9 protein-coding genes and 1 tRNA gene are annotated in these 13,168 nt (G+C 55.6%); all 10 read right to left on the bottom strand.

The genetic code is table 11. From position 1 onward, the window contains the following. Positions 1 to 103: 103 nt before the first annotated feature. On the bottom strand, positions 104 to 4,303 hold the full coding sequence (rpoC, locus tag C7534_RS24405; protein ID WP_046033382.1) for a DNA-directed RNA polymerase subunit beta': 4,200 nt from the start codon (positions 4,301 to 4,303) through the stop codon (positions 104 to 106). A gap of 64 nt (positions 4,304 to 4,367) precedes the next feature. Then, positions 4,368 to 8,441, bottom strand: coding sequence for a DNA-directed RNA polymerase subunit beta (rpoB, locus tag C7534_RS24400; protein ID WP_046033383.1), 4,074 nt, complete (start codon positions 8,439 to 8,441; stop codon positions 4,368 to 4,370). Positions 8,442 to 8,661: 220 nt separating this feature from the next. Further along, entirely contained in the window at positions 8,662 to 9,027 is a 366-nt protein-coding gene (rplL, locus tag C7534_RS24395) for a 50S ribosomal protein L7/L12 (protein ID WP_046033384.1), read from the bottom strand. A 75-nt stretch (positions 9,028 to 9,102) separates the two neighbouring features. Continuing rightward, on the bottom strand, positions 9,103 to 9,603 hold the full coding sequence (gene rplJ / locus C7534_RS24390) for a 50S ribosomal protein L10 (protein WP_046033385.1): 501 nt from the start codon (positions 9,601 to 9,603) through the stop codon (positions 9,103 to 9,105). A gap of 198 nt (positions 9,604 to 9,801) precedes the next feature. Beyond that, positions 9,802 to 10,497: a 50S ribosomal protein L1 gene (gene rplA / locus C7534_RS24385; RefSeq protein ID WP_008041297.1), complete on the bottom strand. Its 696-nt coding sequence runs from the start codon at positions 10,495 to 10,497 to the stop codon at positions 9,802 to 9,804. Beyond that, on the bottom strand, positions 10,497 to 10,928 hold the full coding sequence (rplK, locus tag C7534_RS24380) for a 50S ribosomal protein L11 (protein WP_007933726.1): 432 nt from the start codon (positions 10,926 to 10,928) through the stop codon (positions 10,497 to 10,499). The genes rplA and rplK overlap by 1 nt, the downstream gene beginning before the upstream one ends. Before the next feature lie 117 nt (positions 10,929 to 11,045). Beyond that, positions 11,046 to 11,579 carry a transcription termination/antitermination protein NusG gene (gene nusG, locus C7534_RS24375; protein WP_007896622.1) on the bottom strand — a complete coding sequence of 178 codons (534 nt, stop codon included), beginning with the start codon at positions 11,577 to 11,579 and terminating at the stop codon, positions 11,046 to 11,048. A gap of 9 nt (positions 11,580 to 11,588) precedes the next feature. Further along, a complete protein-coding gene (gene secE / locus C7534_RS24370; protein WP_007896620.1) occupies positions 11,589 to 11,957 on the bottom strand; it encodes a preprotein translocase subunit SecE in 369 nt (122 codons plus the stop codon). Between the two features lie 45 nt (positions 11,958 to 12,002). After that, a tRNA-Trp gene (locus tag C7534_RS24365) sits at positions 12,003 to 12,078 on the bottom strand. Between the two features lie 53 nt (positions 12,079 to 12,131). Next, positions 12,132 to 13,168: elongation factor Tu (gene tuf / locus C7534_RS24360; protein ID WP_109787304.1), on the bottom strand; the 1,037-nt coding region annotated here is incomplete at its 5' end.

Raw genomic sequence — 13,168 nt, 5'->3', positions numbered from 1 at the left:
CAGTCAAGGCAAGGCCCCGACCTCCCCGCCCATCGAACCTCGACAAATTGTCTCGATTCGATGAACGGAGCGACCAGGGCCTTACGCTCATTTATCGCAGAACTCAGTTACCGCTCGAGTTCAGCGCTTCGGTCAGTGCAGCTTCCACTTCACTGGCGCTTACGCGCAACGGTTTGTCAGCATCACGACGGCGCTTACGCTCGCTGTGATAAGCCAGACCGGTACCCGCCGGGATCAGGCGACCCACGACTACGTTTTCTTTCAGGCCGCGCAGGTAATCGCGCTTGCCGGTGACTGCCGCTTCGGTCAGTACTCGAGTGGTTTCCTGGAAGGAAGCCGCCGAGATGAACGATTCGGTGGACAACGACGCCTTGGTGATACCCAACAGTACGCGAGTGAACTTGGAAACGAATTTCTCGTCGCCAGCCAGACGCTCGTTCTCTACCAGAACATGAGTCAATTCCATCTGGTCGCCCTTGATGAAACTGGAATCGCCGGATTCAGCGATTTCAACTTTACGCAGCATCTGACGCAGGATGGTCTCGATGTGCTTGTCGTTGATCTTCACGCCTTGCAGACGGTAAACGTCCTGGATCTCGTTCACGATGTACTTGGCCAGCGCACTCACACCCAGCAGACGCAGGATGTCGTGTGGATCGCTCGGGCCGTCGGAGATAACTTCGCCGCGGTTTACCTGTTCGCCTTCGAAGACGTTCAGGTGACGCCACTTCGGAATCAGCTCTTCGTACGGATCGCTACCGTCGTTCGGGGTAATGACCAGACGGCGCTTGCCTTTGGTCTCTTTACCGAACGCGATGGTGCCGCTGACTTCAGCCAGAATCGAGGCTTCTTTCGGACGACGAGCTTCGAACAAGTCGGCAACACGCGGCAGACCACCGGTGATGTCACGGGTCTTCGAAGTCTCTTGCGGAATACGAGCGATAACGTCACCGATCGCAATTTTCGCACCGTCCGCTACACCGACCAAGGCGTTAGCAGGCAGGAAGTACTGAGCAATTACGTCGGTACCCGGCAGCAAGAGATCCTTGCCGTTGTCATCAACCATCTTCACAGCAGGACGGATATCTTTACCGGCAGCTGGACGGTCTTTGGCGTCGAGTACTTCAATGTTGGTCATACCGGTCAATTCGTCAGTCTGACGCTTGATCGTGATGCCTTCTTCCATGCCCACGTAGGTCACGGTACCTTTCATTTCGGTAACGATTGGGTGAGTGTGCGGATCCCACTTGGCCACGATTGCGCCAGCGTCGACCTTGTCACCTTCTTTAACCGAAATCACAGCACCGTACGGCAGCTTGTAACGCTCACGCTCACGACCGAAGTCGTCAGCGATCGCCAGCTCACCGGAACGGGACACAGCAACCAGGCAACCATCCACTCGCTCAACGTGCTTCAGGTTATGCAGACGGACGGTACCGCCATTCTTCACCTGAACGCTGTCAGCAGCGGAGGTCCGGCTTGCCGCACCACCGATGTGGAACGTACGCATGGTCAGCTGGGTACCTGGCTCACCAATGGACTGGGCAGCGATAACGCCGACCGCTTCACCGATGTTCACCTGGTGACCACGAGCCAAGTCACGGCCGTAGCACTTGGCGCAAATGCCATAGCGGGTTTCGCAGCTGATCGGCGAACGCACGATCACTTCGTCGATGCTGTTCAGCTCGATGAACTCGACCCACTTCTCGTCTACCAGCGTACCGGCAGGAACGATAACTTCTTCAGTACCCGGCTTGAACACGTCACGGGCAATGACACGACCCAATACGCGCTCACCCAGCGGCTCAACAACGTCACCGCCTTCAATGTGCGGAGTCATTACCAGGCCATGCTCGGTGCCGCAGTCGATCTCGGTCACAACCAGATCCTGCGCTACGTCTACCAGACGACGAGTCAGGTAACCGGAGTTCGCAGTTTTCAACGCGGTATCCGCCAAACCTTTACGAGCACCGTGAGTGGAGATGAAGTACTGGAGTACGCTCAAACCTTCACGAAAGTTCGCAGTAATCGGCGTTTCAATGATGGAGCCATCCGGCTTGGCCATCAGGCCACGCATACCGGCGAGCTGACGGATCTGCGCAGCAGAACCCCGTGCGCCCGAGTCGGCCATCATGTACATCGAGTTGAACGATTCCTGGTCGACTTCGACACCATGACGGTCGATGACTTTCTCTTTCGAGAGGTTGGCCATCATCGCCTTGGAAACTTCGTCGTTCGCCTTGGACCAAAGGTCGATCACTTTGTTGTACTTCTCGCCCTGGGTTACCAGGCCGGAGGCGTACTGACTTTCGATCTCTTTCACTTCATCGGTAGCTGCACTGATGATGCGGGCTTTCTCATCCGGGATAACGAAGTCGTTTACACCGATGGAAACGCCGGAAATGGTCGAGTAAGCAAAACCGGTGTACATCAACTGGTCGGCGAAGATCACGGTCTCTTTCAAACCAACCACGCGGTAGCACTGGTTGATCAGCTTGGAGATCGCCTTTTTCTTCATCGGCAGGTTGACGACGTCGTACGACAGACCTTTTGGCACAACCTGGAACAACAGCGCACGACCGACAGTAGTGTCGACGATACGGGTGTTGCTCACGCTGCCACCATCACGGTCGTTGACGGTTTCGTTGATCCGCACTTTGACCTTGGCGTGCAGTGCGGCTTCGCCGGCACGGAACACACGGTCAACTTCTTGCAGATCCGCGAACACACGACCTTCGCCCTTGGCGTTGATCGCTTCACGAGTCATGTAGTACAGACCCAATACAACGTCCTGCGACGGAACGATGATTGGCTCACCGTTGGCTGGCGACAGAATGTTGTTGGTCGACATCATCAACGCGCGCGCTTCCAACTGGGCTTCCAGTGTCAGCGGTACGTGCACGGCCATTTGGTCGCCGTCGAAGTCGGCGTTGTACGCGGCGCAGACCAGCGGGTGCAGCTGGATAGCCTTACCTTCGATCAGTACCGGTTCAAACGCCTGGATACCCAGACGGTGAAGGGTCGGTGCACGGTTGAGGAGTACCGGGTGTTCGCGAATCACTTCAGCGAGAACGTCCCAAACTTCCGGCAGCTCGCGCTCGACCATCTTCTTGGCAGCCTTGATGGTGGTCGCGAGACCACGCATTTCCAGCTTGCCGAAAATGAACGGCTTGAACAGCTCGAGAGCCATTTTCTTCGGCAGACCGCACTGGTGCAGACGCAGGGTCGGACCTACGGTAATTACCGAACGACCGGAGTAGTCAACACGCTTACCGAGCAAGTTCTGACGGAAACGACCTTGCTTACCCTTGATCATGTCAGCCAGGGATTTCAGAGGACGCTTGTTGGAACCGGTGATAGCGCGGCCACGACGACCGTTGTCGAGCAGTGCGTCGACGGCTTCCTGCAACATACGCTTTTCGTTGCGCACGATGATGTCCGGAGCGGACAGATCAAGCAGGCGCTTCAAGCGGTTGTTACGGTTGATCACTCGACGATACAGATCGTTGAGATCGGAAGTCGCGAAGCGACCGCCATCCAGCGGGACCAGTGGACGCAGATCTGGCGGCAGAACCGGCAGAACGGTCAGCACCATCCATTCTGGAAGGTTGCCGGAACCCTGGAAGGCTTCCATCAACTTCAGACGCTTGGACAGCTTCTTGATTTTGGTTTCGGAGTTGGTTTGCGGAATTTCTTCACGCAGACGGCCAATCTCGTGTTCCAGGTCGATAGCGTGCAGCAGTTCACGGACAGCTTCGGCACCCATGCGGGCATCGAAATCGTCGCCGAACTCTTCCAGCGCTTCGAAGTACTGCTCATCGTTCAGCAGCTGACCCTTTTCAAGGGTGGTCATGCCTGGATCGATAACGACATAGCTCTCGAAGTAGAGAACGCGTTCGATATCACGCAGGGTCATGTCCATCAGCAAACCGATACGCGACGGCAGCGATTTCAGGAACCAGATGTGGGCAACTGGCGAGGCCAGTTCGATGTGCGCCATGCGCTCACGACGAACTTTAGCCAGCGCGACTTCAACGCCGCACTTCTCGCAGATCACACCACGGTGCTTCAAGCGCTTGTACTTACCGCACAGGCACTCGTAATCCTTTACCGGGCCAAAGATCTTGGCGCAGAACAGGCCGTCACGCTCAGGTTTGAACGTACGGTAGTTGATGGTTTCCGGCTTTTTAACTTCACCGAACGACCACGAACGGATCATCTCAGGCGATGCCAATCCAATACGGATGGCGTCGAACTCTTCGACTTGACCCTGGTTTTTCAGCAAATTCAGTAGGTCTTTCAAGGCCTTTCCTCCTGGCGGAGCAGAGAGCGGGCAATCCTGCCCCGCTCTCGATTCGCGTCACGTGTTATTCGGTTTCCAGATCGATATCGATGCCGAGGGAACGAATTTCCTTGATCAACACGTTGAAGGACTCGGGCATGCCCGGCTCCATACGGTGATCGCCATCCACGATGTTTTTGTACATCTTGGTACGGCCGTTCACATCGTCCGACTTCACTGTGAGCATTTCTTGCAGAGTGTAAGCGGCACCGTATGCTTCCAGTGCCCAGACCTCCATCTCCCCGAAACGCTGACCACCGAACTGCGCCTTACCACCCAGCGGCTGCTGGGTAACCAGGCTGTACGAACCGGTAGAACGAGCGTGCATCTTGTCGTCTACCAAGTGGTTCAGCTTCAGCATGTACATGTAGCCAACAGTAACCGGGCGCTCGAACTTGTTGCCGGTACGGCCGTCGGTCAGCTGCATCTGGCCGCTTTCTGGCAGGTCTGCCAGTTTCAGCATGGCCTTGATTTCGCTTTCCTTGGCGCCGTCGAACACTGGAGTGGCCATTGGAACGCCGCCACGCAGGTTCTTCGCCAGATCCAGGATTTCCTGGTCGGAGAAGCTATCCAGATCTTCGTTACGACCGCCGATCTGGTTGTAGATCTCGTCCAGGAAGGTGCGTAGCTCAGCAACCTTGCGCTGCTCTTCGATCATCCGGTTGATCTTCTCGCCCAGACCTTTGGCCGCGAGGCCCAGGTGGGTTTCAAGGATCTGACCAACGTTCATACGCGAAGGTACGCCCAACGGGTTGAGGACGACGTCGACCGGGGTGCCATTGGCATCGTGCGGCATGTCTTCAACCGGCATGATCACGGAGACCACACCTTTGTTACCGTGACGACCGGCCATCTTGTCGCCCGGCTGGATGCGACGACGGATTGCCAGGTAAACCTTGACGATTTTCAGCACGCCTGGAGCCAGGTCATCGCCTTGCTGCAGTTTGCGCTTCTTGTCTTCGAACTTGTCGTCCAGCAGACGGCGGCGATCAACGATGTAGGCCTGAGCCTTCTCGAGCTGCTCGTTCAGAGCATCTTCAGCCATGCGCAGTTTGAACCACTGACCATGCTCAAGACCGTCGAGAACTTCGTCGGTGATTTCCTGACCTTTCTTCAGACCGGCACCGCCTTCGGCTTTGTGGCCAACCAGAGCGGAACGCAGACGTTCGAAAGTGGCGCCTTCAACGATACGGAACTCTTCGTTCAGGTCCTTGCGGATCTCGTCGAGTTGAGTCTTCTCGATCGACAGTGCACGAGCATCACGCTCAACGCCGTCACGAGTGAAGACTTGTACGTCGATGACAGTACCCTTGGTGCCGGTAGGCACGCGCAGGGAAGTGTCTTTAACGTCGCTGGCTTTTTCACCGAAGATGGCACGCAACAGCTTCTCTTCCGGAGTCAGTTGGGTCTCGCCTTTCGGAGTGACCTTACCAACCAGAATGTCGCCTGCGCCAACCTCAGCACCTACGTAAACGATACCGGCTTCGTCCAGCTTGTTCAGTGCAGCTTCACCCACGTTCGGGATGTCTGCAGTGATTTCCTCTGGCCCAAGCTTGGTGTCACGAGCCACACAGGTCAGTTCCTGAATGTGGATCGTGGTGAAACGATCTTCCTGAACCACACGCTCGGACAGGCAGATGGAGTCTTCGAAGTTGAAGCCGTTCCATGCCATGAACGCGATGCGCATGTTCTGACCCAGAGCCAGCTCACCCATATCGGTGGACGGACCGTCGGCCATGATGTCGCTACGCTGAACCCGATCACCTTTACGCACCAGCGGACGCTGGTTGATGCAGGTGTTCTGGTTGGAGCGGGTGTACTTGGTCAGGTTGTAGATGTCGACACCAGCTTCGCCGGTTTCAACTTCGTCATCAGCAACACGAACCACGATACGGCTGGCGTCGACGGAATCGATAACGCCGCCACGACGAGCCACGACGCAAACGCCGGAGTCACGAGCTACGTTACGCTCCATGCCGGTACCGACCAGCGGCTTGTCAGCGCGCAGGGTTGGTACAGCTTGACGCTGCATGTTCGAACCCATCAACGCACGGTTGGCGTCGTCGTGCTCGAGGAACGGGATCAGCGACGCTGCAACCGAAACTACCTGCTTCGGCGAAACGTCCATCAAGGTGACGTCTTCCGGCGCCTTGACGGTGAACTCGTTCAAGTGACGAACAGCTACCAGTTCGTCGATCAGGACTTTCTTGTCGTTCATCGTGGCCGAAGCCTGAGCGATCACGTGATCAGCTTCTTCGATGGCGGACAGGAACACGATCTCGTCGGTGACCAGAGCGTCTTTCACCACACGGTACGGGCTCTCGAGGAAGCCGTACTGGTTGGTGCGCGCATAAGCTGCCAGGGAGTTGATCAGACCGATGTTCGGACCTTCCGGCGTTTCAATCGGGCATACACGACCGTAGTGAGTCGGGTGTACGTCACGAACTTCAAAGCCTGCACGCTCACGAGTCAAACCGCCAGGGCCGAGTGCAGACACACGACGCTTGTGGGTGATCTCGGAGAGCGGGTTGTTCTGGTCCATGAACTGGGACAGCTGGCTGGAACCGAAGAACTCTTTCACTGCCGCAGCCACTGGCTTGGCGTTGATCAGGTCTTGCGGCATCAGGCCTTCGCTTTCAGCCATCGACAGACGCTCTTTGACCGCACGCTCAACACGTACCAGGCCAACGCGGAACTGGTTCTCGGCCATTTCGCCTACGCAGCGAACACGACGGTTACCCAGGTGGTCGATATCATCGACGATGCCTTTACCGTTACGGATGTCGACCAGAGTCTTCAGGACCGCGACGATGTCTTCTTTGCACAACACGCCCGAACCTTCGATCTCGGTACGACCGATACGACGGTTGAACTTCATCCGGCCGACCGCAGACAGGTCATAACGCTCAGGGCTGAAGAACAGGTTGTTGAACAGAGTCTCGGCAGCATCCTTGGTTGGCGGCTCGCCTGGACGCATCATGCGATAGATCTCGACCAGCGCTTCCAATTGGTTGCTGGTGGAGTCGATCTTCAGTGTGTCGGAGACGAACGGACCGCAGTCGATATCGTTGGTGTACAGAGTTTCGATGCGAACAACCTGAGCCTTGGCGATTTTGGCCAGGATCTCGGTGTTCAGCTCGGTGTTGCACTCTGCCAGGATTTCGCCGGTTGCCGGATGCACGATGGCCTTGGCGGTAGTGCGACCCAGGACGTAGTCCAGAGGCACTTCCAGGGTCTTGAGACCGGCTTTTTCGATCTGGTTGATGTGGCGCGCAGTAATACGGCGACCAGCCTCAACGATGACCTTGCCCTTCTCGTCCTGAATATCAAGAACAGCGATTTCACCACGCAGACGCGAAGCAATCAGTTCCAGACTGAGGGTTTCGCCGCTCAGGTGAAAAACGTTGGTGGTGTAGAACGCGTCGAGCACTTCTTCAGTGGTATAGCCCAGCGCGCGCAGCAGTACCGATGCAGGCAGCTTGCGACGACGGTCGATACGCACGAACACGCAATCTTTCGGGTCGAACTCGAAGTCCAGCCACGAACCGCGGTAAGGAATGATGCGCGCGGAGTACAGCAGTTTACCGGAGCTGTGCGTCTTGCCACGGTCGTGGTCGAAGAACACGCCCGGGGAACGGTGCAGCTGGGAAACGATTACACGCTCGGTACCGTTGATTACGAAAGTACCGTTCTCAGTCATCAGGGGGATTTCACCCATGTAGACTTCTTGCTCTTTAATGTCCTTGATCGCTTTGTTCGACGATTCTTTGTCGAAAATGATCAGGCGCACTTTTACCCGCAAAGGTACGGCGTAAGTTACACCGCGCAACACGCATTCTTTGACATCAAATGCCGGTTCGCCCAGGCGATAACCGACGTACTCCAGCGCAGCATTGCCGGAGTAGCTGATGATCGGGAAAACGGATTTGAAGGCCGCATGCAGGCCCACGTCGCGGAACTGATCTTTAGTCGCTCCCGCTTGCAAGAATTCACGATACGAATCCAGCTGGATGGCCAGGAGGTACGGCACATCCATGACGTCCGGCAACTTGCTAAAGTCCTTGCGGATACGTTTTTTCTCAGTATATGAGTAAGCCATCAGCGTTCCCCAGCTTGGTCACCTGCTTGTTTGGCCCCTCCCGACGGGAGCAGCCAGAAAATCGTGCAAACCCCATGGTTTGCGCCACCACATCGGGTGGTTACAGCTCGTTATCAACACCGACCCAGTCGGCTGCCAATAACGGAAAAAGGCCGGTGGCAAGAGCCACCAGCCATCAGCCTTTCGCTTTACGCTTGGGCTGGAGGAGCAAAGTCGATGCTTACTTCAGCTCGACTTTAGCGCCTGCTTCTTCCAGAGTAGCTTTGGCTTTGTCAGCTGCGTCTTTCGAAACAGCTTCCAGAACCATGGCAGGAGCGCCGTCAACTACAGCCTTGGCTTCTTTCAGGCCCAGACCGGTCAGTTCACGTACTGCCTTGATCACGTTAACTTTCTTCTCGCCAGCTTCGGTCAGCATGACGTTGAATTCAGTTTGCTCTTCAACAACAGCGGCAGCAGCAGCTGGACCAGCCGATGCAGCAGCAGCGGTAACACCGAATTTTTCTTCGAAAGCTTTGATCAGCTCAACAACTTCCATTACGGACATGTTGCTAACTGCTTCAAGGATATCGTTCTGAGAGATAGACATGAATCTAATTCCTGATATTGGGGACGGCCTACGCGACCATCGAAATAAACAAAAAACGCGAGAAGGAGACGAGCCTTAGGCTGCAGCTGCTTCTTTTTGGTCGCGAACTGCCGCCAGAGTACGAGCCAATTTGCTGGTAGCGCCTTGAATCACGCTCATCAGCTGAGAAATTGCTTCGTCACGGGTCGGCAGGGTTGCCAGTACGTCGATCTGATTAGCTGCGAGGAACTTGCCCTCGAACGCAGCTGCCTTGATCTCGAACTTGTCCTGACCTTTGGCGAACTCTTTGAAGATACGAGCAGCAGCGCCCGGATGTTCTTTGGAGAACGCAATCAAGGTCGGGCCGGTGAACACGTCGTTGAGAACACTGTATTCAGTGTCAGCAACAGCGCGCTTGAGCAGGGTGTTACGTACGACACGTACGTAAACGCCAGCTTCACGAGCCTCTTTACGGAGTCCGGTCATTGCGCCTACTGTTACGCCACGGGCATCAGCCACGACAGCGGACAGAGCGACTTTGGCAGCCTCGTTGACTTCAGCGACGATGGCCTTCTTGTCTTCGAGTTTAATTGCCACGGGTTTAACTCCTGCTTGTTACCGTTTCATCCAACCGGAGTCGGATGTCGTTTTGGTGTCTGATTCGGTAAGGAACCGGGAGCACCATCTGCGTAGGCTTTAGGTTTAAGACTTGCGTCGCCTACGGTCTTGGATAGCCCCCGCCAGGCAGGGACCCCAATCTTTCAATTGACGCAATCGCTTGCGCCAACCTGTGTCTTACGCGTCGAGCGAGCTTTGGTCGATAACCAGACCTGGGCCCATGGTAGTGCTCAGGGTAACGCGCTTGACGTAAATGCCTTTCGAAGAAGCTGGCTTGATACGCTTCAGATCAGCGATCAGGGCTTCAACGTTTTCCTTCAGCTTGACGGCGTCGAAGCCAATCTTGCCAACGGAAGTGTGGATGATGCCGTTTTTGTCGGTGCGATAACGAACCTGACCAGCCTTGGCGTTTTTAACCGCGGTAGCTACGTCTGGAGTTACGGTGCCAACTTTAGGGTTAGGCATCAGGCCGCGCGGGCCGAGGATCTGACCCAACTGACCAACAACGCGCATTGCATCCGGGGATGCGATAACTACGTCATAGTTCAGGTCGCCGCCTTTCATTTCGGCAGCCAGGTCGTCCATACCTACACGGTCAGCGCCGGCAGCCAGAGCGGCCTCAGCAGCAGGACCCTGGGTGAACACAGCAACGCGAACGGTCTTGCCAGTGCCGTGTGGCAGCACAGTAGCGCTACGAACAACCTGGTCAGATTTACGCGGGTCAACGCCCAGGTTCACAGCAACGTCGAACGACTCGCTGAACTTGACAGTCGACAGCTCAGCCAGCAGGGCAGCAGCGTCTACAAAGTTGTAGGACTTGCCTGCTTCGATTTTGCCGGCGATAGCCTTTTGACGCTTGGTCAGCTTAGCCATTACACACCCTCCACGTTAAGGCCCATGCTACGAGCAGAACCGGCGATAGTACGCACGGCTGCTTCCATATCAGCTGCAGTCAGATCCGCGTTTTTGGTTTTCGCGATTTCTTCCAGCTGAGCACGGGTCACGGTGCCAACCTTAACGGTGTTCGGACGAGCGGAACCGCTAGTCAGACCAGCAGCCTTCTTCAGCAGAACCGAAGCAGGGGTGGACTTGGTTTCGAAAGTGAAGCTACGGTCGCTGTAGACAGTGATGATCACTGGAGTCGGCAGACCTGGCTCAAGACCCTGGGTACGGGCGTTGAAAGCCTTGCAGAATTCCATGATGTTCACGCCGTGCTGACCCAAAGCAGGACCAACAGGTGGGCTTGGGTTAGCCTGAGCGGCCTTCACTTGCAGCTTGATGTAAGCGGTAATCTTCTTGGCCATGAGGCACTCCAATTACGGGTTCAAACGCCTCGAAAGGCTCCCCGGTTACTTGCGCGTTTATCCCAGTGACGACAAAACCCCACAGCCTGGGGCTGCGGGGTTGGGATGCTTGATCAGCTAGACCTTTTCGACCTGGCTGAACTCTAGCTCTACCGGAGTAGAGCGACCGAAAATGAGCACCGCCACTTGGATCCGGCTCTTTTCGTAGTTAACCTCTTCAACCGTGCCGGTAAAATCGGCAAACGGCCCGTCATTGACACGTACTGACTCACCCGGCTCGAACAACGTCTTCGGCTTCGGCTTGTCGCTACCATCAGCAACACGACGCAGAATTGCTTCTGCCTCTTTATCTGTAATCGGTGCAGGCTTGTCAGCAGTACCGCCAATGAAGCCCATCACCCGAGGAGTGTCCTTGACCAAGTGCCAAGTACCCTCATTCATATCCATCTGCACCAGCACATAGCCAGGGAAGAACTTGCGTTCGCTTTTGCGCTTCTGGCCATTACGCATTTCAACCACTTCTTCAGTGGGAACCAGAATTTCGCCGAAGCCATCTTCCATGCCAGCCAGCTTTACGCGCTCGACCAAAGAGCGCATGACATGCTTCTCGTAACCGGAGTAAGCATGCACAACGTACCAACGCTTAGCCACGGGACACCCTTAGCCGACAATCAAGGAAACAAGCCAGCCGAGCAGGGAATCGAGCCCCCACAACAGCAACGCCATAACCAGTACAACAGCCACAACTATCAGCGTGGTCTGCGTGGTTTCTTGGCGAGTTGGCCATACGACTTTACGAATCTCGGTGCGAGCTTCCTTAACCAGTACAAAGAAAGACTTGCCCTTCACCGTCTGCAGGCCTACAAAGGCAGCTACAGCAGCAATGACAAGCAATGCGAGTACGCGGTACAGGATCGGCGAAGCAGAGTAATACTGATTGCCAACAACGCCAACAACCACCAAGGCGACTACTACAAGCCACTTAAGTAGATCGAAGCGAGAGCCTTGAGCTTCAGCTTTAGGAGTCATCTATGAAGATCCTGTGAAAAGAAAGCCAGATACACCAAGTGAATCTGGCAGGTCAGGAGGGAATCGAACCCCCAACCTACGGTTTTGGAGACCGTCGCTCTGCCAATTGAGCTACTGACCTAAAACAAAATCAGGCCGACCATTATGCCGGCCCGAAAAAGACATTACAACAATTTACTCGATGATTTTGGCTACGACGCCAGCGCCGACGGTACGACCGCCCTCACGGATAGCGAAACGCAGACCATCTTCCATCGCGATGGTTTTGATCAGGGTAACAGTCATCTGAATGTTGTCACCTGGCATTACCATTTCAACGCCTTCTGGCAGCTCGCAGTTACCAGTCACGTCAGTAGTACGGAAGTAGAACTGTGGACGGTAGCCTTTGAAGAACGGAGTATGACGACCGCCTTCTTCCTTGCTCAGAACATAAACTTCTGCGGTGAACTTGGTGTGCGGCTTAACCGAACCCGGCTTAACCAGAACCTGACCACGCTCAACGTCGTCACGCCTGGTGCCACGCAGCAGAACGCCGCAGTTCTCGCCAGCACGACCTTCGTCGAGCAGTTTGCGGAACATTTCAACGCCGGTGCAAGTGGTGACGGTAGTGTCACGCAGACCAACGATTTCCAGCGGATCCTGAACGCGAACGATACCGCGCTCGATACGACCAGTCACAACAGTACCGCGACCGGAGATCGAGAATACGTCTTCGATTGGCATCAGGAACGGCTTGTCGGTCAGACGAACTGGTTCTGGGATGTAGCTGTCCAGAGTTTCAACCAATTTACGAACGGCAGTGGTGCCCATTTCGTTGTCGTCTTTGCCTTCCAGCGCCATACGAGCCGAACCGATGATGATTGGAGTGTCATCGCCCGGGAAGTCGTAGGTGGACAGCAGGTCGCGAACTTCCATCTCAACCAGTTCCAGCAGCTCAGCGTCGTCTACCAGGTCAGCCTTGTTCAGGAAAACCACGATGTACGGAACGCCTACCTGACGAGACAGCAGGATGTGCTCACGGGTTTGCGGCATCGGACCATCAGCGGCCGAGCAAACCAGGATAGCGCCGTCCATTTGAGCAGCACCGGTGATCATGTTCTTCACATAGTCAGCGTGACCTGGGCAGTCAACGTGAGCGTAGTGACGGATCTTCGAGTTGTACTCAACGTGCGCGGTGTTGATGGTGATACCGCGAGCTTTTTCTTCTGGCG

This window comes from Pseudomonas sp. OV226 (assembly GCF_003148705.1).
Taxonomy (GTDB): domain Bacteria; phylum Pseudomonadota; class Gammaproteobacteria; order Pseudomonadales; family Pseudomonadaceae; genus Aquipseudomonas.
Note: the sequence above shows the minus strand (reverse complement) of the source record. Positions and strands in the feature narration are given on the sequence as shown.